Below are 20,023 nucleotides of genomic sequence, written 5' to 3'. Positions count from 1 at the left end.
GATGAAGACCCTCATCACCGGCGGGACGGTCGTCAACGCGACCGGCACCGGAGCCGCAGACGTCCTGATCGACGGCGAGACCATCGCCGCCGTCCTCGCCCCCGGCTCCACGCTGCTGGGCTTCGATCTGGCGGCGAACGTCGACCGGGTGATCGACGCGGCCGGCAAGTACGTCATCCCGGGCGGGATCGACGCGCACACGCACATGGAGATGCCGTTCGGCGGCACCTTCGCCTCGGACACCTTCGAGACCGGCACCCGGGCCGCGGCCTGGGGAGGGACGACCTCGATCGTCGACTTCGTGGTGCAGTACCCGGGCGAGAGCGTGGTCGACCGCTTCCAGGCCTGGCAGGAGAAGGCGGCCGGGAACTGCGCGATCGACTACGGCTTCCACCAGATCCTCTCGGACGTGCAGGACTCCTCGCTGGTGGCGATGGACGAGCTGATGCGCGAGGGGGTGACCAGCTTCAAGCTGTTCATGGCCTACAAGGGCGTGTTCCTCTCGGACGACGGGCAGATCCTCCGGGCGTTCCAGAAGGGCGCGGAGAACGGCGCGATGATGATGATGCACGCCGAGAACGGCGCCCTCATCGACGAACTGGTGAAGCAGACCCTCGCCGCCGGGAACACCGCGCCGTACTTCCACGGCACCTCGCGGCCGTGGCAGGCGGAGGAGGAGGCGACGCACCGGGCGATCATGATCGCGGACCTCACCGGCGCGCCGCTCTACGTGGTGCACGTCTCGGCGAAGCAGGCGGTGGAGCAGATCGCGCAGGCCCGCGACCGCGGCATGAACGTGTTCGGGGAGACCTGCCCGCAGTACCTCTACCTCTCGCTCGAGGAGCAGCTCGGCGCGCCGGGCTTCGAGGGCGCGAAGTGGGTGTGCTCCACGCCGCTGCGCTCGAAGGCGGAGGGGCATCAGCACCACATGTGGCAGTCGCTGCGCACGAACGACATCCAGATGGTCTCGACCGACCACTGCCCCTTCTGCATGAAGGGCCAGAAGGACATGGGGATCGGCGACTTCTCGAAGATCCCCAACGGCATCGGCTCGGTGGAGCACCGGATGGACCTGATGTACCAGGGCGTGGTGTCGGGGCAGATCTCGCTGCCGCGGTGGGTCGAGCTGACCTCGACCACTCCGGCGCGGATGTTCGGGATGTACGGGAGGAAGGGCGTCATCCAGCCCGGGGCCGACGGCGACGTCGTGATCTACGACCCGAGCGGGCACACCTCGATCGGGATCGGCGAGGGCCGCAGCCACCACATGAACATGGACTACTCCGCCTGGGAGGGCTTCGAGATCGACGGCCACGTCGACACGGTGATCTCCCGCGGCAGGGTCGTCGTCGACGACGGCTCCTACGTCGGCACGAAGGGCGACGGGGCGTACATCCCGCGCGGTCTGAGCCAGTACCTGATCTGAGCCGGCACCCGATCCGAGCCAGCACCTGATCGAGCAGAAGGAATCCCATGGACTTCGGAGTCGTCCTCCAGACCAACCCGCCCGCCTCGCGCACCGTCGCGCTCGCCGTCCTCGCGGAGACGCACGGCTTCGACTACGCGTGGACCTTCGACTCGCACCTGCTCTGGCAGGAGCCCTACGTGATCTACTCGCAGATCCTCGAGAGGACGCACCGGATCACGGTCGGCCCGATGGTCACCAACCCCGCCACGCGCGACTGGACGGTCATCGCCTCGCTGCACGCGACGCTCAACGAGATGTACGGGAACCGCACGGTGTGCGGGATCGGACGCGGCGACTCGGCGGTGAGGGTGACCGGAGGAGCTCCGACGACGCTCAAGACGCTGCGGGAGTCGATCCACGTCATCCGCGAGCTCGCCAACAGCCGTCCGGTCGAGTACAACGGCCAGACGCTGCAGTTCCCGTGGAGCCGGGGCTCGTCCCTGGAGATGTGGGTGGCCGCCTACGGCCCGCTCGCCCTGAAGCTCGCGGGCGAGGTCGGCGACGGCTTCATCCTGCAGCTGGCCGACGTGGACATCGCGCGCTGGATGATCGGCGCCGTCAAGGAGGCGGCGGCGAACGCCGGCCGGGATCCCGAGTCGCTGCAGTTCTGCGTCGCGGCGCCGATGTACATCGGCACCGACCGGGAGCACATGCGCGACCAGTGCCGCTGGTTCGGCGGGATGGTCGGCAACCACGTGGCCGACATCGTGGGCCGCTACGGCGCCTCCGGAGCGGTGCCGCAGGCGCTGACGGACTACATCGCCGGGCGCGAGGGCTACGACTACAACGAGCACGGACGCGCGGGCAACAGCCACACCGCCTTCGTGCCGGACGAGATCGTGGAGCGCTTCTGCGTGCTGGGCACGGCGGACGAGCACATCGAGAAGCTCCGGGCGCTCGCCGACATCGGCGTGACGCAGTTCGCGGGCTACCTCCAGCACGACAACAAGGAGGAGACGCTGCGCGTGTACGGCGAGCGGATCATCCCGGAGCTGCGCGAGCACATCGTGGCCCGCGCATGAGACCGGCCCTCGCGCGCGGGCTCGTGCTCGGCGCCGGCGGGCTCCTCCTGCTCGCGCTCGTGTGGGAGGGCTGGAAGGCGCTCGGGCCCGAGGCCGGGGTGGTCGTCGGAGGAGTCACGGTGCTCCCGCGCACGAGCGCCATCGCGATGCCCCACCTCTGGGAGATCGCGGCCCGGCTCGGCGAACCGGTCACCGGAGCGCGGAACGCCCCGGCGCTCTGGTCGGCCGTCCTGGGGGCGAGTGCCTTCTCGCTCGGGATCGCCGCGGTCGGCTGGGTCGTCGGCACCGTCGTCGGACTGCTCCTGGCTCTCCTGATGCAGCGGTTCCGCACGGCGGAGTCGGCGGTGCTGCCCTGGATCGTGCTGAGCCAGACGGTGCCCCTGATCGCGATCGCCCCACTGGTGCGGCGCTGGGGGTCGCAGCTCGAGCTCGGACCGGTGACCTGGGAGAACTGGATGTCGGTGGCACTGATCGCCTCCTACCTCGCGTTCTTCCCCGTCTCGATCGGGGCGCTCCGCGGGCTCGGCTCGCCGACGGCCCACCAGGTCGAGCTGATGCACGTGTACGGCGTCGGCTGGTGGAAGACGCTGGTGCGCCTGAGGCTCCCGGCGAGCGTGCCCTACCTGCTGCCGGCCCTCCGGCTCGGAGCGGTCAGCGCCGTCGTCGGCACGATCGTCGCCGAGGTCTCGATCGGCCTGCGCGGCGGGATCGGCCGCATGATCATCGAGTTCGCCTCCGCTGCCGGAGGCGACCCCGCCAAGCCCTGGGCGCCGATCCTCGGGGCGGTGCTGGTGGGCCTCGCGGCCGCCGGCGCCGTCGCCCTGCTCGGCACCCTCCTCCGTCCGTACCGCCGAGGGGAGCAGCCCGCATGAGCACTGCAGGATCCGCGGTCGTCGTCGACTCGGTCACGAGGACCTTCACCACCGCCCGCGCCGCGAGCGTCACTGCGCTCCAGGACGTCTCGCTCGAGGTGGCCGCGGGGGAGTTCGTCTCGCTGATCGGCCCGTCCGGCTGCGGCAAGTCGACGCTGCTGCGGCTGATCGCCGACCTCGACGAGCCGGACTCCGGCTCGATCGCCGTGTTCGGCAAGACGGCCCGGCAGGCGAGGCTCGACCAGGACTACGGGATCGCGTTCCAGCAGGCGGGCCTCCTGCCGTGGCGCACGATCCGGGCGAACATCGCCCTGCCGCTGGAGCTGCACGGCGTCGCCGCGACCGCCCGGCGCTCGCGCGTCGACGAGCTGCTGGCGCTGGTCGGGCTCGGCGACTTCGCCGACTCCTACCCGGACCAGCTCTCCGGCGGGATGCAGCAGCGCGTCGCCATCGCGCGGGCGCTCGCCGAGAGCCCGCGCCTGCTCCTCATGGACGAGCCGTTCGGGGCGCTCGACGAGATGACCCGCGAGCGGATGCAGACGGAGCTGCTGCGGATCCGGCGCGAGACCGGCGCCGCCGTCGTCTTCGTCACCCACTCGATCCCGGAGGCGGTGTTCCTCTCGGACCGCGTCGTGGTGATGTCGCCGCGGCCGGGAAGGATCCGCGACGTCCTCCCGGTCGGACTCCCCGGAGCATCCGAGCGCGACGCGGCGGTCAGGGAGGACACGGCGTTCTTCCGCGACGTGAGCGCCGTGCGCGAGCTGCTGCACGGCGATCCCGCCGCCGTGCCGCGCGGAGTGGAGAACCGGTGAGCACGACGGCGCTGGCGCGCAGCGTGCTCGCGCCGGTCGTGCTCGGGATCGCCGCGGTCCTGCTCTGGCAGGCCGGGGTCACCGCTCTGGCGATCCAGCCGTTCGTGCTCCCGTCGCCGCTGGCGATCGGACGGGAGTTCGCCGCGAACCTCGGCTCCGTCGCCGAGGGCAGCGCGGTGACCGGCCGCAACGCGCTGGTCGGCCTGCTGGTCGGCGCAGTGCTGGCGGTCGTGGTCGCCGGACTCTCGGCGCTCGCGCGGGTCTTCGACGGACTGGTCGCGCCGATCGTGGCCGCGGCCGCTGTCGTGCCGATCGTCGCCCTCGCTCCGGTGCTCTACACGATGTTCGGAGCGAACGCCGAGACCGCGAGGCAGCTCGTCGCGGCGCTCGCCGTGTTCGTGCCGGTGTACGTGACGACGCTGCGCGGGCTGCGGCAGGCCGCTCCGGTGCACCGCGACCTGCTGAAGGCCTACGCGGCGACCCCCTGGCAGACCGCCCGCACGATCACGCTGCCGGGAGCAGTGCCCTACGTCTTCACGGGGCTCCGCATCGCCTCCTCGCTCGCGGTGATCTCGGCGCTGGTCGCCGAGTACTTCGGCGGACCCGTGGGCGGGCTCGGCAAGTCGATCACGACGGCGGCCTCGGGCAGCGACTACGCGCTCGCCTACGCCTACGTCCTGGGCGCCGTGGTCGTCGGCCTCGTGTTCTACTCCGTGACGGCCGCGCTCGAGGCGTTCGCGCTGCGCCGCAGCCGGCTGCGCTGAGCGCGGCGCCGCGCGTCCCCGCACCCTCCTCGATCCTCCCGATTTCCGATTCCCGATTTCCGATTCCCGATTTCCGATTCCCGATTTCCGATTCCCGATTCCCGACTCCACCCGACGCACCATCCGCACCGCCCGCATCATCAGCGCCACCTGCACCACAGCACCACCTGCACCGCCGCACCACGGGGCGCGCCGCTCCGGCGACCCCGCAGACCGCACCAGGAGGACCCGTGACCAGACGCACCCGCATCACCCTGACGACGACCGCCGCCTTCGCGGCCGTGGGCCTCGCGCTCACCGGCTGCAGCGCCTCCGGCGGCTCCGACCCGGGGTCCGACTCCGGCTCCGGCGGCCTCACGCCGGTCACCCTGCAGCTGCAGTGGGTGGCCCAGGCGCAGTTCGCCGGGTACTACGCCGCGCTCGACCAGGGCTACTACGAGGACGAGGGCCTCGACGTGACGATCGCCGAGGGAGGCGGCGACATCGTCCCCCAGGACGTGCTCGCCTCGGGCGACGCGGACTACGCGATCTCCTGGGTGCCCAAGGTCCTCGGCTCGATCGAGCAGGGGGCCGGGATCACCGACGTCGCGCAGATCTTCGAGCGCAGCGCCACCACGCAGATCTCCTTCAAGGACAAGGGGATCACCTCGCCCGCCGACCTCGCCGGGAAGAGCGTGGGCAGCTGGGGCTACGGCAACGAGTGGGAGCTGTTCGCCGGCATGCAGAAGGACGGCGTCTCCCTCGACGACATCTCGCTGGTGCAGCAGCAGTTCGACATGAACGGCTTCCTCGCGGGCGACATCGACGCGGCCCAGGCGATGACCTACAACGAGTACGCCCAGGTCCTGGAGACCGTGAATCCCGCCACAGGCGAGCTGTACCAGCCGGACGATCTGAACGTCATCAGCTGGAACGACGTGGGCACCGCGATGCTCCAGGACGCGATCTGGGCGGACGCGGGCAGGCTCGCCGACGACGACGCGTACGCCGAGCAGACGGTCGCCTTCATCAAGGCCTCGATCAAGGGCTGGATCTTCGCGAAAGACGACCCGCAGGCGGCGGCCGACATCGTCACCGCGGCCGGATCCACCCTCGGTACCAGCCACCAGCTCTGGATGACCAACGAGGTCAACAAGCTGATCTGGCCCTCGACGAGCGGCGTCGGGATGATCGACGAGGCCGCGTGGCAGCAGACGGTCGACATCGCGAAGGAGACGGAGAACGAGACGGGCGCGACGATCATCAGCGCGGACCCGCCTGCCACCGCCTACTCGAACGAGTACGTCGAGAAGGCGCTCGCGGAGCTCGCCGACGAGGGAGTGGACACGAGCGGTGCCGACTACGCGCCGATCGACGTCACGCTGGAGGCCGGCGGCGCCTGAGCCCGGTCGCCGCCCCTCCCGGTTCCTCCCGGCCCCTACCCGCCCCGGAGGAGGCCGGGAGGGGTAGGCTGGACCCTCGTGACTACTTTCAAGAAGACGCCGTTCACCGTGAACGTGCGCGACCTCGTGAGGCGGCCGGGCGAGATGCGCGAGCACCGCCTCGAGCTCGAGGCGCCGGCGCAGTTCGGCGAGGGGATCGTCGCGGTCCGCAAGGGATCGGCCGTCGATCTCGACGTCCGGCTCGAGTCCGTGCACGAGGGGATCCTGGCCAGTGTCGAGGTGTCGGCGAGGGCCGACGGCGAATGCAGCCGGTGCCTGACCGACATCTCCCTGCCTGTCGATGTCGAGTTCCAGGAACTTTTCGCGTACTCTTCTGACGAAGCTTTCGACTATGAGGTTCACGACGACCACGTGGATCTTGAACCTCTGGTCAGGGATGCGGTGGTTCTGTCGCTGCCGTTCCAGCCGGTCTGCCGGCCGGACTGTCCGGGCCTCGACCCCGTCACGGGGGAGCGGCTGGCCGATTCCTCCACGCCCGAACCCGAGGCGCCGCGCGACTCCCGGTGGGCCGCGCTCGCAGGGTTGAGCGAGGGGGACGGCGGGGCCGCAGCGCCCGGAGCTTCCACCGACAGAGCTTCCGCAGACAGCGGTGAGGGCGCGACCGCCCGCACCGAATCCGACTAGAGGTAGAGAAGAGAGAATCATGGCTGTTCCCAAGAGGAAGAAGTCCCGCGCGAACACCCACGCCCGTCGTTCGCAGTGGAAGGCCGAGGTCCCCACCCTCGTCAAGACCATCGAGAACGGCAAGGTCGTCTACAGCCTTCCCCACCGCGCCAAGGTCGTCGAGGACTCCGCGGGCACCGCGCTGTTCCTCGAGTACAAGGGCCGCAAGGTCGCCGACGTCTGATCCCGCTCCTGGTCCGCACGGCGCGGGGCGCACCGCCCCTCGACGAACGGACCGCGGTCCATGGTGAACCAGACCTCCGCACGACCCTCCAGCGACGACCGGTCGCGTCTGGAGGCCACGCTCGGCGTGAGCCTCGACGGTGAGCTCTTCGAGCTCGCCCTGACGCACCGGTCGTTCGCTTTCGAGCACGGCGGCATCCCGCACAACGAGCGCCTCGAGTTCCTCGGCGACTCGATCCTCGGGCAGGCCGTGACCGTCATGCTCTACACGGAGTACCCCGCCCTCAGCGAGGGCGACCTGGCCAAGCGCCGGGCGAGCCTCGTCTCGACCGTCGCGCTCGCCGAGATCGCCCGCGGCATCGGCCTGGGCGAGTTCCTCCGCCTCGGACGCGGCGAGGAGCTGACCGGCGGCCGCGACAAGGCGTCGATCCTCGCCGACACCGTCGAGGCCATCATCGGCGCCGTCTACCTGGGCACCGGTCCCGACGCGGCCCGCGACCTGGTGCTGCGCCTGATCGCCCCTCTGCGGGCCGATCCGCTCCGCTTCGGCGTCTCGATGGACCCGAAGACGAGCCTGCAGGAGGCGGCCGCCGAGCGCGGTGCGCCGGCCCCGCGCTACGAGATCGCCGCCACCGGCCCCGACCACAGCAAGGTGTTCGTCGCCACCGTGATCGTCGGCGGACTCGTCACCGCCCGCGGCGAGGGGACGAGCAAGAAGGCGGCCGAGATGGCCGCCGCGCTCGACGCGTGGACGCGTCTGGCGGCCCCCGGCGCACCCGTCGCTCCAGCGGTCTCGGACTGACCGTGCCCGAGCTGCCCGAGGTCGAGGTGGTGCGGGCGGGTCTCGCTCCCGCGGTCACCGGCTCCCTGGTGACCGGCGTCGAGATCGTCGACGAGCGCTCGCTGAAGCGGCACGTGCATCCGCACGGGACCTTCGAGCGCCTGCTCGTCGGGCGCCGGCTCGAAGCGGCGGTGCGGCGCGGGAAGTTCCTCTGGCTGCCCGCGGGCCGCGACGAGGCGCTGCTGGTGCACCTCGGCATGAGCGGTCAGGTGCTGCTGCGCACGGCGGATGCGGCGCTGCCGCGGCTGGCGCGCATCCGGATCGGGATCGAGCACCCCGAGCACGGCGAGCTCGCCCTGCACTTCGTCGACCAGCGGATCTTCGGCTCGATGGCGGTCGACGCTCTGGTGCCGACCCCGGACGGAGCGCCGGGCGGCTACGCGGGCGAGGAGGCCCGCGGAGGCGGCTGGCTGCGCGCCGTGCCCTCGCAGGTCGCGCACATCGCCCGCGATCCGCTCGACCCCTCCTTCGACCTGGGCTCGGTCGTCGCCTCGCTGGCGAGGAGGAGCAGCGGGATCAAGCGGGCGCTGCTCGACCAGACGCTCGTGAGCGGCATCGGGAACATCTACGCGGACGAGTCGCTGTGGGCGGCGGAGCTGCACCCGGAGCGGCCGAGCTCGTCGCTCGGCGAGGCGCGCATCCGCCGCCTCTTCGCCGAGGTGCGCTCGGTGCTCGAACGGGCGCTGGCCGAGGGCGGCACCAGCTTCGATGCGCAGTACGTGAACGTGAACGGTGCCTCCGGCTACTTCTCGCACAGCCTGCACGCCTACGGGCAGACGGGGAAGCCGTGCGCCCGGTGCGGCGCGGCGATCGTGCGGGTGCCGTTCATGAACCGCTCCTCGCACCTCTGCCCGCACTGCCAGCAACTGCCGCGCTGACGCGCCGGGAGGCGCCGCCTCAGGCGGCGGCGTCGGCGGGCGCCGGAGCGTACCGGGAGTGGACGACGAGCTCGCCCAGCAGCGTCGCGACGAGCGTGATGACCGCGGCGATCGCCAGGCCGAGCCAGAGTCCGACCAGCAGGGCGAGCGCGCCGACTCCGGCACCCGCGGCGATCAGGACGATCGCCGCCGCGCGGCGGAACCACGGCTGACCGGAACCACCCGCCAGGCGGGAGTCCGCAGCGAGGCCCGTGATCGTCGAGGTGACGACGACCGTCGTGACGTCCTTGACGGCGAGGTGGCGGGCGGTCGCGGCCTGGAGGCCCATCGCCCCGCCCAGTACGCCGGTGACGGTGAAGGAGAGAGGCTCGGGGTGCTCGGGCACGACCGCGAGCACGATCGCCAGGACGCCGAGCAGGATGCCGACCACCGCGAAGAGCCAGGTCGAGCGCGAGGTCCAGCCCTTCTTCACCGGGCGGAGCACCCGACCGCCGATCACGGCGCCGATCATGAAGGCGCCCAGCGCGATCAGGGGCCCGACCACGGGCAGGTCGGCCGCGCCGGAGAGGGCCATGCCGAGGATGACGACGTTGCCGGTCATGTTGCCGGCGAAGACGCGGTCGAGCCCGAGGTACCCGACGGCGTCGATGATGCCGGTCGAGAAGGTGAGGGCGAGCATCAGGCCGAGGGTCGCGCCCTCGGAGCGGGTGCGCAGGCGTCGGAACACGGGAGTCCTGTCGTCGGGGGCGGGTCTGGAGAATCGTGGCACACGCGTGCACATGCTCGAAACACGGCGCGGTTAGGGTCGGACGGCGCGGACGGGCCGCGCGGGAGGCGGACGCGCATGCGGTGGACGGAGTGGGCGGTGCAGCCCGGTGAGGGAGTGCCGCCGGGGGTGGACTACCTGCCGGCCGAGCCGGGTTCGGTGCTGTGGGGGCGCCTGCCGTGCGCGGCGGACGCGCCCGTGCTCACCGTCGACTCGGGGGCCGAGGTCGTCATCGACACGCTCAGCCACGAGGGCGTGCTGGAGGATCAGGGCCGCGATCCGGTCGCCTTCTTCGGCCGCCACGGAGTCGCTCCCGAGGGGGTTCTGCGCGACGCGGTCGCGCTCGCCGCGGACGGGCCGTTCCGCGACGGCGAGACGGACGGGCCCCACGTGGTCACGGGGCCGATCGCCGTCCGGGGAGCGCTGCCGGGGGACCTGCTCCGGATGACCCTCCTCGAGGCCGAGCCGCGCGTGCCGTACGGAGTCGTCTCGAACCGGCACGGACGCGGGGCGCTGCCGGGCGAGTACCCGCTGCAGGAGGGGCCGTTCAGCGTCTTCGCGCGCGTCGACGAGGACGCGCAGGGCGGTCTCCGCGGCGTGATCCCGCTGGTGCCGGGAGGGAAGCGGGCCGCCCGGTTCCCGCTCCGGCCGTTCCTCGGGATCATGGGCGTCGCCGTCGCAGGGGAGGAGCGCCCGCACTCCGTGCCGCCCGGTGCGCACGGGGGCAACATCGACATCGCACTGCTGACCGCCGGAACCAGCCTCTACCTTCCCGTGCAGGTCCCGGACGCGCTCGCGTACGTCGGCGATCCCCACTTCGCGCAGGGCGACGGCGAGGTGGCGCTGACGGCGATGGAGGCGAGCCTGCGCGTCCGGGTGCGCCTGGAGGTCGTCCCACGCGCCGAGGCGATCGCGGCGTTCGGGGAGCTGCTCGGGCCGATGGGGGAGACCGGCGAGTTCCTCGTGCCCACCGGGATGGACGAGGACCTGGACGTCGCCGTGCAGAAGTGCGTCCGCGCGGCCATCGCGCTGCTGGCGGCCCGCTACGGGATGGACCCGGCTCACGCCTACGCCTACCTCAGCGCGGCGACCGACTTCGACATCTCGCAGGTCGTCGACCTGGTGAAGGGCGTGCACGCCCGCGTCCGGACGGCCGACTTCGATGACTGACCCGCGGGTGACGACGCTCGAGGGCGACCTGCCGGACGGGCTGGTGGACGCGGTCCTGGCGTACGAGGCGGCGCTCGGGGCTGACGACGTCGCGGCGCTCGCCGACGCGTTCGTGGACGCGCCGACGACGCTCCGGGGCGACGCCTCCGGACTGCTCGTCGGCCACGCGGTCATCACCGGCTTCCGGGGTCGTCGCGGCGGGGCACCGGTGCGGGAGCTGGTCGAGCTGCACGTGCGGGCGGTCGATGCGGACACGGCGCTCGTGGTCAGCGTGAACGCTCCGGCCCGTGGCGGGCGCGGGCTCGTCACGCAGCTGTGGTCGCGCGAGGGCGGGACCTGGAGGGTGCGCGCCGCGCAGGTGCAGGCGCCCTCGCCCGCGCTGGACCCCCGCGTCTGGCGGGCCGTCGGCGCGCCGCTCGTGCCGGCCGCCGGCTCCGGGACCCTCGACGGACTGGACGTCGCGGTCAAGGACCTCTTCGCGATCGAGGGCCAGCGGATCGGCGCGGGAGTGCCGGCCCGCCTCGCCTCCGCGCCGATCGAGGCGGCGACCGCTCCGGCCGTCGCGCAGCTGCTCGCAGCGGGAGCGTCGGTGCGCGGGATCGCGCAGACGGACGAGTTCGCGTACAGCATCGCGGGACGGAACTCCGGCTACGGGACTCCGACTAACCCGGCGGTGCCGGGGGCGATCCCGGGCGGTTCGTCGAGTGGACCGGCGACCGCCGTGTCGCTCGGGCAGGCAGCCGTCGGGCTGGCGACCGACACCGCGGGATCGATCCGGGTACCCGCCTCCTACCAGGGCCTGTGGGGGCTGAGGACGACCCACGGTGCGGTGCCCGTCGAGGGGCTGCTGCCGCTGGCGCCGAGCTTCGACACCGTCGGGTGGCTGACGCGGGACCTCGGCACGCTGAGGCGGGTGGCCGAGGTCTGCCTGCCTCCGGGGTCCGCGGCCCGCGGATTCGCGGTGGCTCCGGCGCTCCTCGACGGGGTGGACGCGGCCGTCCGCGCGGCGTTCCGATCGAGCGTCGAGGGGCTGAGCGCCGACGAGGTGGCGCTGCCGGCCGTGGCGGAGATGCTCGAGGCGTTCCGGCTGGTGCAGGCCGCGGAGGCGTGGCGGTCGAGCGGCGCGTGGGTCGCGGCGCATCCGGGAGTGCTGGCGGCGGACGTGCAGGCGCGGTTCGACGCGGCGGCGCTCGTCGACGAGCAGACGGAGGCGGCCGCGCGGGCGCGGGTCGCGGGTTTCCGGCAGGCGCTCGACGGCGCGCTCGACGGGCGGGTGCTGCTCCTGCCGTCGGCGTCGTCGGTCGCGCCGACCCTCGACGCGTCGGCCGAGACGATCGACGCGGCACGGTCGGCGACGCTCGGCCTGACCTGCGTCGCGGGGATCGGCGGGTATCCGGCGCTGTCGGTGCCGCGGCTGAGCGTCGACGGTGCTCCGGTGGGGCTCTGCCTGGTCGGGCCACGCGGATCGGACCTCGCGCTCCTGGAGCTGGCCGGCGCGCTCTGAGGGCGCGCTCCGAGTGCGGGTGGGGGGCATCCCGCGCCCGCAGGAGCGCAGCATGTCCCGCGGTCAGAACGGCGGCGGCGCATCGCTGAAGCTCGGCCTGCGCGGTGGCCGCGGTGGCGCGGGCGGATCGGGGGGACGGGTGACCACGCGGCGGCCGGTGGGAGTGGTCCAGTCGGCCGAACCGTCGGGGTGGAGCGTGTAGGTCCAGCGGTCCCCGTGGCGGACGTGGTGGTGGCCGACGCAGAGCGACGCCAGGTTGTGGAGTGCGGTGTCGCCTCCGTGGCGCCACTCCAGCGTGTGGTCGGCCTCGGCCGTCGCCGCCGGCCGGGTGCAGCCGGGGAAGCGGCAGGTCCGGTCGCGCAGCTGGAGTGCGAGGCGCATCCGCGGGGGAGGGAGGCGGTGCGTCCTGCCGACCGAGACGACGGCACCCGAGCTCGGGTGGATGAGCACCGGGGTGACGGCCGAGCAGGGTCCGAGGAGCTCGCGCGCGACGCCGGCCGGGATGAGGCCGTAGCCGTCCAGTTCTGCCGGCGTCTCGTCCTGCCCGGCCGCGGTGCTCGCGGCCACGGTCAGACGCACCTCGGCCCGGATGCCGCGAGCAGACGTCCGCGGCCTCTCGTCGCCTGGCGCCGTACCGGACACGTCGCCGTCGCAGAGCAGGTCGACGAGCGCGTCGGCCCGCAGCTGCGCGAGCGTGCGATCCTGCGCCGGACCGCTCCCGCCGCCCGTCCTGTCGCCGTTCCCGTCGCGGAGGGTGCGGGCGATCCGGTCGAGCCGCGCGAGCGCGCCCATCGCGGCCGGAGCGGGGAGGGTCGCGCAGAGCGTGGCCATGCCGTCCTGCTCGGGCGAGACCCAGACGGCCCGGTCCTCCCGGGCGCGAGCGTGGCGATCGGCGAGGGGCACGTCGTGCAGTTCGTCGCGCAGTCGGACGAGGCGTCCCCGCAGCTGGGTCGGCGTCATCGAGGCGGCGAGTCCCGCAGCGCGCTCGTCGAACTCCGGGAGGGAGGCCGGCGGCAGGGTCGCGGCGACTCCGCAGATGATCTGCCCCGCCTCCCAGCGCAGCCGCGCCTCGGCCAGCGCGGCGCGCGTGCACGGGAGGTGCTCGACCAGCAGGCGGGCGTGCTCGAGCTCCCGGGCGGCCACGCGCTCGGACACGGCCAGCGCTACGGCGAGCTCGGCCCGCACCGAGCGCTCCACGAGGTCGCGCGACTCGCTGGGTGACCCGCCGCGAGCGAACGCCTCGGGGCGGCGGAGCGCAGCCCTGTACGCCTCGTGCAGCGCCTCGGCGGAGGCGAGGTGGAGCGGAGCCGCGGACCGGGCGAGCAGCGCCGCACGGTCGCCGAGGGCGCGGACCTCCTCGAGTCCCTGCCGCATCCGATCCGCCATACCTGTATTGAATCAGCGACCACCGACACCCGGGCCGCAGAGGCGTCCGATCAGGAGAATCAGACCCTGAGCCGCCCCTGTGGAGGAGCGTTGCGCCGCCGGAGGGGTGCCGAGACCCCGACACGGCTCAGGAGGGTCCGCGGAGGACCGACGTCAGCGTGAGCAGGATCACGACGACGCCGACGACGACGAAGAGGGCGCCTCCCGCGGCCATCACGACGGGCGACTGCGTCCTCGGCCCGACCCTCTGCCCCCGCCTGCGCAGCTGGTCACGGGCCCGCGCGGAGATCCACTCGCGCCGGCCGATGAACACCGCTCCGAAGACGATCGCGATCGGCGCCCAGACGAGAGCGACGATCTGGTCCTCGGTCACCGGCCGGTGACCGTTCGGTGCGGCGCTGTCCTCATGCCGACCAGTGTCCCGCGGACCTCCCGGGTGACCCGCCGCACCTCGTGAAACACCGGCGAAACGTCCGTCGCATAGGCTCTCCGGGTGAAACGACTGTTTCTCTCCCGCTCGTGAAGAGGTGGCCCATGACCGCGCCCGCACCGTTCCTCCCCGTCGATCCGCCGCCGCGCCTGCTGATGGGGCCGGGCCCGATCAACGCGGATCCGCGCGTCCTGCGTGCGATGTCGGCGCAGCTGGTCGGGCAGTACGACCCGTTCATGACGGCGACGATGACGGAGACGCAGGAGCTGTACCGGCAGGTGTTCCGCACCCGCAACGAGAAGACGATGCTCGTCGACGGCACGAGCCGTGCGGGCATCGAGGCGGCGCTGGTCTCGATGCTGGAGCCGGGCGACCGCGTGCTCGTGCCGGTCTTCGGGCGGTTCGGGCACCTCCTCCGGGAGATCGCGGAGCGCTGCGGCGCGGAGGTGCACGTGATCGAGGCCGAGTGGGGGCAGGTCTTCCCCGTCTCGGCGATCGCCGAAGCTCTGGCCCGGGTGAAGCCGAAGATGCTGGCCGTGGTCCACGGCGACACGTCGACCACCATGGCGCAGCCGCTGGAGGAGCTCGGCGCCCTCTGCGAGAAGCACGGCGCCCTCTTCTACACCGACGTCACCGCCTCCCTCGCGGGCAACGCCTTCGCGACCGACGAGCTCGGGCTCGACGCGGTCACCGCGGGGCTCCAGAAGTGCCTGGGCGGCCCGTCCGGATCGGCTCCCGTCACCTTCTCGGAGAAGGCCGTCGCGGTGATCGAGTCGCGCAGGAGCATCGAGGCGGGGATCCGCGACGAGGGCGACACTGTCAGCGCCCGCCGCGTCCGCTCCAACTACTTCGATCTCGGCATGGTCTTCGACTACTGGGGGCCGCGCCGCCTCAACCACCACACCGAGGCGACCACGATGCTCTACGGCGCGCGCGAGTGCGCCCGCATCGTCGTCGAGGAGGGCCTGGACGAGACGGTCGCCCGCCACGCGCTGCACGGGTCGGCGATGCTCGCCGGAGTCCGCGGCCTCGATCTCGAGGTGTTCGGCGACGTCGGGCACAAGATGACGAACGTCGTCGCGGTGCGCATCCCGCAGGGCGTGAACGGTGATGCGGTGCGCGGGGAGATGCTCGCCGACTTCGGCATCGAGATCGGCACGTCCTTCGGGCCGCTGCACGGGAAGGTCTGGCGCATCGGCACGATGGGCTACAACGCCCGGACGGACGCGGTGCTGACCACCCTGGCGGCGTTGGAGGCGGTGCTGCGCCGCGCCGGCGCCTCCGTGCCGGTGGGCGGCGGAGTCGCGGGGGCCTACGAGGTCTACGGGCCGGCACGCGCATGACCGGCACGACCACGGACCCCACGACCGCGCCCGCCGCCGCCCCCGCCCTCGACGCCGCCGCGATCATGGCCCGCTGCGACGAGCTCGCCGCGGTCTCCTCCAGCCGCGACGGCATCGAGCGGGTCTACCTCTCGCCCGAGCACGCCCGGGTGAACGCGATGGCCGCGCGCTGGATGACCGAGGCCGGCATGCGCACCTGGCAGGACGCGGCCGGCAACCAGTGCGGCCGCTACGAGGGCGCGACTCCGGGACTCCCGGCGCTCCTGCTCGGCTCCCACCTCGACACGGTCCCCGACGCGGGCCGCTACGACGGGATCCTCGGCGTGATGCTCGCGATCGCCGTGGTGTCGCGCCTGCACGGGGCAGGCCGGCGCCTGCCGTTCGCCGTCGAGGTCGTCGCGTTCGGCGACGAGGAGGGCACCCGCTTCGGCACGGCGCTCCTCGGCTCCCGCGCCCTCGCCGGCACCTGGGACGAGCACTGGTGGGAGCTCGAGGACGCCGACGGGACGACGCTCGTCGAGGCGTTCCACGAGTTCGGGCTGGACCCCTCGCGCATCCGCACCGCCGCGCGCGACGCGCAGGACGTTCTCGCTTATCTCGAGGCGCACATCGAGCAGGGCCCCTACCTGGAGGAGGCGGACCGCGCCCTCGCCGTGGTCTCCTCGATAGCGGGCGCCCGCCGCTTCGCACTCACCCTCACCGGCAAGGCCGGGCACGCGGGCGGAGTTCCGCTCGACCGCCGCCGCGACGCGCTCACCGGGGCGGCCGAGGCCGTGCTCGCGGTGGAGCGCATCGCGCGGGAGCAGGGCGTGATCGCCACGGTCGGCCGGCTCGAGACCTTCCCGGGCGCGGTCAACGTCATCCCCGGCCGGGTCGAGTTCAGCCTCGACCTCCGCGCCGAGACCGACGCCCAGCGCGACGCGGCGTGGGACGCCATCGAGCACGCGATGTCGGAGTCGGCGTCCCGCCGCCGTCTGGCGCTGACGGTGGAGGAGACCCATTCGGCCCCCGCGGTCGTCGCCTCGTCTCGGCTGCAGGACGTCGTGCGCGCGGGCATCCGCGCGACCGGGGACGCGGAGCCGATGGTGCTGTTCTCCAAGGCCGGCCACGACGCGATGGCGGTCGCCGACCTCGCCGAGTACGCGATGCTCTTCCTCCGCTGCGAGGGCGGCGTCAGCCACCACCCGGACGAGAACGTGACCGAGGCCGACGTCGCGACCGCGCTCGACGCGTTCGAGGCGGCCGTGCTGGCGCTCGCCGACGGGACGCCGACCGCGTGACCCCCGCCCCGGCCCCCTCGACGAGCATCGGTCACCGCATCGATGCCGGCTACGCCGCGCTGTCGCGGCAGGAGCAGCGGGCGGCCGACTTCATCCTCGACCACCTCGGCGACCTGGCCGTCTACACGGCGACCGAGCTCGCCCAGCACAGCGGAGTGTCCAAGGCCACGGTCTCGCGGCTGTTCCGCCGCCTGGGGTTCTCGAACTCGCAGGAGGTGCGCGAGCACGCCCGGGCGTTGCGGTCCTCCGGAGTGCCGGTCGGTCCCGCGCAGGGGCAGGGGGATCCGCTCGCCGCGCACCTCGAGAGCGAGCGGGCGAACCTGGCCCGGTTGGCCGCCGCGTTCGGCGACGGGCGGCTGGAGGAGGCGGTGCGGCTGATCGCGGGAGCGCGCGAGGTCGTCGTGATCGGACTGCGCAACAGCTACCCGGTGGCGCTGCACCTGCGCCAGCAGCTCGCGCAGGCGCGCGGACGCGTCCGGATCGCCCCGCAGCCCGGCCAGTCGCTCGGCGAGGAGCTCGAGGGGCTCGGAGCCGAGGACGTCGTGGTGCTGGTCGGCTTCCGCCGCCGCCCCGCTTCCTTCGCCGCCCTGATCGGGACGCTCGCCGCGCGCGAGGTGCCCGTGGTGCTCCTCGCGGATCCGCCCGCCCGGCGCTACGCGGAGCACGCGGCGGTCTGGCTGGAGTGCCCGGTCGACAGCGGCACGGCGCTGGACAGCTACGCGGCGGCGATGAGCGCGGTCGCGCTCGTGGCGTCCGGAGTGCTCGGCGTGTCCCCGAGGGAGTCGCGCGAGCGGATCGCCGGGATCAGCACGGCCTACGCGGAGCTCGCCGAGCTGGAGGACCGGCCGTGAGCGAGGCGGCGGAGCTGATCCGCGCGCACGCCAAGGACCCCGTCGGGCAGGCCGACCCGGCCCCGGCCCTCGGCCGTGCCGAGCTGATCACCCCCACCTGCGGCGACCGGATCGAGCTGCGCGTCGACGGCGGCGCGGAGCAGGTGCGCCTCGCCTGGAGCGGGCGGGGGTGCGAGGTCTCGCGGGGATCCGCGTCGCTGCTCGCGGACGGTCTCGACGGGCTGCCGGCGTCGGACATGCGGGAGCGGATCGACGCGTTCCTCGCGGCGATGGCGCACCGGGAGGGTGCTCTCGCCGGCGACGAACAGGCGCTGCTCGCGGTGGCGGGCAATCCCGTCCGCTCCGTCTGCGCGACCCTGGCCTGGCGGGCGCTGGCCGCCGCCCTCGACGACGCGGACCTGGCGTGAACCGCTCAGTCCGGCCCGTCGCGGTCCGCTCCCGACCACAGATCGCCGCACTCGACCCCGAGCGCGCCCCTCGCGCGGAGCAGGTCGCGCGCGCCGGAGTCGCCGTGCACGCCGGCCAGGAGCTCAGGCCAGTGGTCCCGTCCCAGCAGCACCGGATGACCGGGCCGACCGCGGAAGACCGCGCGGGCGAGCACGTCCGGCGCGACCGGCGCCTCCGCGAGCAGCCGGGCCGCCACGCTCGGCGGCTCCTCGGGCAGGTCGACCAGGGCGACCAGCGCGGCGACGCCCTCGGCCGCGGCGAGACCCGCGCGGAGCGACGCCGAGAGGCCGCTCTCCCACTCCGCCGCGACGAGCACGTCGGCGGACGGCGGCACCAGGAGGCGCGCCCGTCCGGCCTCCGCGCCCAGGACCACGAGCACCCGCTCGCAGCCCACCGCGCGGAGCCTCTCGACGGCTCGCTCCACCCAGGGAACTCCCGCCGCGTCGCACCGCAGCGCCTTCGGGCCGCCCGCCCGGCGCCCCGCACCCGCCGCGAGCACCAGCCCGACGAGGTCCCGACTCCCGACCAGATCCATCCGACCATCGTGCCGCAGGCCGAGCCCCTGCTCCGCCGGACGAAGGAGACCGCATGACCGACACCCGATCCGAGACCGCCCGCGACGTGCTGCTCGCGTGCCTCGCCGTCCCCCGCTGGGCCGACGAGGTCGCCTCCGGCGCGCCCTACCCGTCGGCCGACGCGCTCGCCGACGCGGCCGAGCGGGCCGCGCGCACGCTCACCGAGGAGGAGGTGGAGGCGGCGCTGGCCGACCACCCCCGGATCGGCGAGCGGCACGCGGGCGCGGGGCGCTCCTCCTCGTTCTCGGCCGCGGAGCAGGCAGCGAGCCGCACGGGCGACGAGGAGCTGACCCGGCGGCTGCTGGCCGGCAACCGCGCCTACGAGGAGCGGTTCGGGCGTGTGTTCCTCCTCCGCGCGGCCGGCCGCGACCGGGCCGAGGTCGTCGCGGAGCTGGAGCGGAGGCTCGGGCTCGACGACGAGACGGAGGCCCGCATCGTCGCGGAGCAGCTGCGGGAGATCACGGTGCTGCGCGTCCGCGGCCTCGACGACGGGCGCCTCGTCCGGGCGGAGGCCGCACGATGAGCGGGCACGCCAGCCGCGTCACCACCCACGTGCTCGACGCCGTCCGCGGCCGCCCCGCGCGCGGGGTCCCGGTGGCTCTCGACGCCCGCGTCGGCTCCGGCTGGGAGCGCCTCGCCGAGGCCCGCACCGACGACGACGGCCGCGTGGCGGCCTTCGGGCCGGAGCGCCTGTCCGCCGGGGTCCACCGGGTCGTCTTCGACACCGGCGCGTGGTTCGCCGCCTCGGGCACCGAGTCGTTCTACCCCGAGGTCGTCGTCGCCTTCCGCCTCGACGACGAGGAGGCGCATTTCCACATCCCGCTCCTGCTCAGCCCCTTCGCCTACTCGACCTACCGGGGCAGCTGATGCAGCTGCAGGACGTCCTCGACGCGCCGCAGCTGCGGCTGCGCGTGCTGGTCGCCGGCGACGGAGCGCTCGCCCGGCCGGTCGACGGCATCTTCACGACCGATCTCCTCGACCCGCGCCGCTACATCTCGCGCGACCAGCTGGTGCTGACCGGTCTGGTCTGGCGTCGGGACGCCCAGGACAGCGCGGCCTTCGTCGCCGCGGTCGCGGACTCGGGTGCCAGCGCTCTGCTCGCCGGCGAGGGGCTGCTGGGCTTCGTGCCGGACGACCTCGTCGTCGCCTGCCGCGAGCACGACGTCCCGCTGATCGCCGTGCCGGCCGATGTGTCGTTCGGCGCGATCACGGCGCACCTGTCGAACGCCCTCGCCGGCGACCGCGTGGCCCGGCTGACGGCCGCCCTCGCCCGCCAGCGGGAGCTGCTGACCGAGGTCTACCGGGGGCAGCAGCTCGACGAGCTCG

General features: G+C 73.4%; 23 protein-coding genes. 19 read left to right on the top strand and 4 right to left on the bottom strand.

The genetic code is table 11. From position 1 onward, the window contains the following. Position 1 precedes the first annotated feature (1 nt). From hydA to mutM, 10 genes are all read left to right on the top strand, one after another. Complete coding sequence (gene hydA / locus C5C27_RS08175) at positions 2-1,426, top strand: dihydropyrimidinase (RefSeq protein WP_104314095.1); 1,425 nt, start codon at positions 2-4, stop codon at positions 1,424-1,426. Positions 1,427-1,473: 47 nt separating this feature from the next. Beyond that, complete coding sequence (locus C5C27_RS08170; RefSeq protein WP_104314094.1) at positions 1,474-2,490, top strand: TIGR03842 family LLM class F420-dependent oxidoreductase; 1,017 nt, start codon at positions 1,474-1,476, stop codon at positions 2,488-2,490. Next, positions 2,487-3,362 (top strand): ABC transporter permease, encoded by an 876-nt coding sequence (locus C5C27_RS08165; RefSeq protein ID WP_104223479.1) that lies wholly within the window; start codon positions 2,487-2,489, stop codon positions 3,360-3,362. Before C5C27_RS08170 ends, C5C27_RS08165 begins: the two co-directional genes overlap by 4 nt. After that, positions 3,359-4,174, top strand: coding sequence for an ABC transporter ATP-binding protein (locus tag C5C27_RS08160; RefSeq protein ID WP_104234205.1), 816 nt, complete (start codon positions 3,359-3,361; stop codon positions 4,172-4,174). Before C5C27_RS08165 ends, C5C27_RS08160 begins: the two co-directional genes overlap by 4 nt. Beyond that, the gene (locus tag C5C27_RS08155; protein ID WP_104314093.1) at positions 4,171-4,938 is read left to right on the top strand and encodes an ABC transporter permease; all 768 of its coding nucleotides are present in this window, start codon (positions 4,171-4,173) and stop codon (positions 4,936-4,938) included. Before C5C27_RS08160 ends, C5C27_RS08155 begins: the two co-directional genes overlap by 4 nt. 230 nt (positions 4,939-5,168) lie before the next feature. Continuing rightward, positions 5,169-6,320, top strand: a complete 1,152-nt coding sequence (locus C5C27_RS08150) for an ABC transporter substrate-binding protein (RefSeq protein WP_258062721.1) — start codon at positions 5,169-5,171, stop codon at positions 6,318-6,320. Between the two features lie 144 nt (positions 6,321-6,464). After that, positions 6,465-7,004 (top strand): DUF177 domain-containing protein, encoded by a 540-nt coding sequence (locus tag C5C27_RS08145; protein WP_104314101.1) that lies wholly within the window; start codon positions 6,465-6,467, stop codon positions 7,002-7,004. Between the two features lie 19 nt (positions 7,005-7,023). Further along, positions 7,024-7,227: a 50S ribosomal protein L32 gene (gene rpmF / locus C5C27_RS08140; protein WP_104223482.1), complete on the top strand. Its 204-nt coding sequence runs from the start codon at positions 7,024-7,026 to the stop codon at positions 7,225-7,227. A 60-nt stretch (positions 7,228-7,287) separates the two neighbouring features. Next, the gene (rnc, locus tag C5C27_RS08135; protein WP_104314092.1) at positions 7,288-8,028 is read left to right on the top strand and encodes a ribonuclease III; all 741 of its coding nucleotides are present in this window, start codon (positions 7,288-7,290) and stop codon (positions 8,026-8,028) included. A 2-nt stretch (positions 8,029-8,030) separates the two neighbouring features. Beyond that, a complete protein-coding gene (gene mutM / locus C5C27_RS08130; RefSeq protein ID WP_104255744.1) occupies positions 8,031-8,945 on the top strand; it encodes a bifunctional DNA-formamidopyrimidine glycosylase/DNA-(apurinic or apyrimidinic site) lyase in 915 nt (304 codons plus the stop codon). 19 nt (positions 8,946-8,964) lie between these two features. Here the strand turns inward: mutM and C5C27_RS08125 are convergent, their stop codons facing one another. Further along, a complete protein-coding gene (locus tag C5C27_RS08125; protein ID WP_308471190.1) occupies positions 8,965-9,672 on the bottom strand; it encodes a YoaK family protein in 708 nt (235 codons plus the stop codon). Between the two features lie 117 nt (positions 9,673-9,789). Between C5C27_RS08125 and C5C27_RS08120 the strand changes: the two genes are divergently transcribed. Continuing rightward, the gene (locus tag C5C27_RS08120; protein ID WP_104314090.1) at positions 9,790-10,881 is read left to right on the top strand and encodes an acetamidase/formamidase family protein; all 1,092 of its coding nucleotides are present in this window, start codon (positions 9,790-9,792) and stop codon (positions 10,879-10,881) included. Further along, positions 10,874-12,385, top strand: a complete 1,512-nt coding sequence (locus C5C27_RS08115; protein WP_104314089.1) for an AtzH-like domain-containing protein — start codon at positions 10,874-10,876, stop codon at positions 12,383-12,385. Before C5C27_RS08120 ends, C5C27_RS08115 begins: the two co-directional genes overlap by 8 nt. Positions 12,386-12,448: 63 nt before the next feature. Here the strand turns inward: C5C27_RS08115 and C5C27_RS08110 are convergent, their stop codons facing one another. Together C5C27_RS08110 and C5C27_RS08105 are read right to left on the bottom strand one after the other, a co-directional pair. Next, positions 12,449-13,759, bottom strand: coding sequence for an HNH endonuclease signature motif containing protein (locus tag C5C27_RS08110; protein WP_181133480.1), 1,311 nt, complete (start codon positions 13,757-13,759; stop codon positions 12,449-12,451). Between the two features lie 139 nt (positions 13,760-13,898). Next, positions 13,899-14,144: a hypothetical protein gene (locus C5C27_RS08105; protein WP_104239596.1), complete on the bottom strand. Its 246-nt coding sequence runs from the start codon at positions 14,142-14,144 to the stop codon at positions 13,899-13,901. A gap of 161 nt (positions 14,145-14,305) precedes the next feature. Between C5C27_RS08105 and C5C27_RS08100 the strand changes: the two genes are divergently transcribed. From C5C27_RS08100 to C5C27_RS08085, 4 genes are read left to right on the top strand one after another with little or no spacing between them, the layout of a single operon-like run. Next, positions 14,306-15,544 (top strand): alanine--glyoxylate aminotransferase family protein, encoded by a 1,239-nt coding sequence (locus C5C27_RS08100; RefSeq protein ID WP_258066557.1) that lies wholly within the window; start codon positions 14,306-14,308, stop codon positions 15,542-15,544. Further along, entirely contained in the window at positions 15,541-16,824 is a 1,284-nt protein-coding gene (locus tag C5C27_RS08095) for an allantoate amidohydrolase (RefSeq protein ID WP_104314087.1), read from the top strand. The genes C5C27_RS08100 and C5C27_RS08095 overlap by 4 nt, the downstream gene beginning before the upstream one ends. After that, positions 16,821-17,675 carry a MurR/RpiR family transcriptional regulator gene (locus C5C27_RS08090; protein ID WP_258066556.1) on the top strand — a complete coding sequence of 285 codons (855 nt, stop codon included), beginning with the start codon at positions 16,821-16,823 and terminating at the stop codon, positions 17,673-17,675. The genes C5C27_RS08095 and C5C27_RS08090 overlap by 4 nt, the downstream gene beginning before the upstream one ends. After that, the gene (locus C5C27_RS08085) at positions 17,672-18,082 is read left to right on the top strand and encodes an iron-sulfur cluster assembly scaffold protein (RefSeq protein ID WP_104314086.1); all 411 of its coding nucleotides are present in this window, start codon (positions 17,672-17,674) and stop codon (positions 18,080-18,082) included. Before C5C27_RS08090 ends, C5C27_RS08085 begins: the two co-directional genes overlap by 4 nt. Before the next feature lie 5 nt (positions 18,083-18,087). On the opposite strand, the gene C5C27_RS08080 is transcribed toward C5C27_RS08085, so the two are convergent. Continuing rightward, entirely contained in the window at positions 18,088-18,657 is a 570-nt protein-coding gene (locus tag C5C27_RS08080; protein ID WP_104314085.1) for an NTP transferase domain-containing protein, read from the bottom strand. Between the two features lie 53 nt (positions 18,658-18,710). Between C5C27_RS08080 and uraD the strand changes: the two genes are divergently transcribed. From uraD to C5C27_RS08065, 3 genes are all read left to right on the top strand, one after another. Next, entirely contained in the window at positions 18,711-19,220 is a 510-nt protein-coding gene (gene uraD / locus C5C27_RS08075) for a 2-oxo-4-hydroxy-4-carboxy-5-ureidoimidazoline decarboxylase (protein WP_104314084.1), read from the top strand. Beyond that, positions 19,217-19,564, top strand: a complete 348-nt coding sequence (gene uraH, locus C5C27_RS08070) for a hydroxyisourate hydrolase (protein ID WP_104314083.1) — start codon at positions 19,217-19,219, stop codon at positions 19,562-19,564. The genes uraD and uraH overlap by 4 nt, the downstream gene beginning before the upstream one ends. Then, positions 19,564-20,023: PucR family transcriptional regulator ligand-binding domain-containing protein (locus C5C27_RS08065; protein WP_181133479.1), on the top strand; the 460-nt coding region annotated here is incomplete at its 3' end. The genes uraH and C5C27_RS08065, both read left to right, overlap by 1 nt.

This window comes from Rathayibacter sp. AY2B7, assembly GCF_002931635.1.
Classification (GTDB): Bacteria; Actinomycetota; Actinomycetes; order Actinomycetales; family Microbacteriaceae; genus Rathayibacter.
This window is presented reverse-complemented; position numbering and strand designations above follow the sequence as displayed.

Coding starts and splice junctions, on each gene's coding strand:
- hydA (WP_104314095.1), top strand. CDS start 2: ATGAAGACCCTCATCACCGGCGGGACGGTCGTCAACGCGACCGGCACC.
- C5C27_RS08170 (WP_104314094.1), top strand. CDS start 1,474: ATGGACTTCGGAGTCGTCCTCCAGACCAACCCGCCCGCCTCGCGCACC.
- C5C27_RS08165 (WP_104223479.1), top strand. CDS start 2,487: ATGAGACCGGCCCTCGCGCGCGGGCTCGTGCTCGGCGCCGGCGGGCTC.
- C5C27_RS08160 (WP_104234205.1), top strand. CDS start 3,359: ATGAGCACTGCAGGATCCGCGGTCGTCGTCGACTCGGTCACGAGGACC.
- C5C27_RS08145 (WP_104314101.1), top strand. CDS start 6,465: ATGCGCGAGCACCGCCTCGAGCTCGAGGCGCCGGCGCAGTTCGGCGAG.
- rpmF (WP_104223482.1), top strand. CDS start 7,024: ATGGCTGTTCCCAAGAGGAAGAAGTCCCGCGCGAACACCCACGCCCGT.
- rnc (WP_104314092.1), top strand. CDS start 7,288: ATGGTGAACCAGACCTCCGCACGACCCTCCAGCGACGACCGGTCGCGT.
- C5C27_RS08120 (WP_104314090.1), top strand. CDS start 9,790: ATGCGGTGGACGGAGTGGGCGGTGCAGCCCGGTGAGGGAGTGCCGCCG.
- C5C27_RS08115 (WP_104314089.1), top strand. CDS start 10,874: ATGACTGACCCGCGGGTGACGACGCTCGAGGGCGACCTGCCGGACGGG.
- C5C27_RS08110 (WP_181133480.1), bottom strand. CDS start 13,759: ATGCGGCAGGGACTCGAGGAGGTCCGCGCCCTCGGCGACCGTGCGGCG.
- C5C27_RS08100 (WP_258066557.1), top strand. CDS start 14,306: ATGACCGCGCCCGCACCGTTCCTCCCCGTCGATCCGCCGCCGCGCCTG.
- C5C27_RS08095 (WP_104314087.1), top strand. CDS start 15,541: ATGACCGGCACGACCACGGACCCCACGACCGCGCCCGCCGCCGCCCCC.
- C5C27_RS08080 (WP_104314085.1), bottom strand. CDS start 18,657: ATGGATCTGGTCGGGAGTCGGGACCTCGTCGGGCTGGTGCTCGCGGCG.
- uraD (WP_104314084.1), top strand. CDS start 18,711: ATGACCGACACCCGATCCGAGACCGCCCGCGACGTGCTGCTCGCGTGC.
- uraH (WP_104314083.1), top strand. CDS start 19,217: ATGAGCGGGCACGCCAGCCGCGTCACCACCCACGTGCTCGACGCCGTC.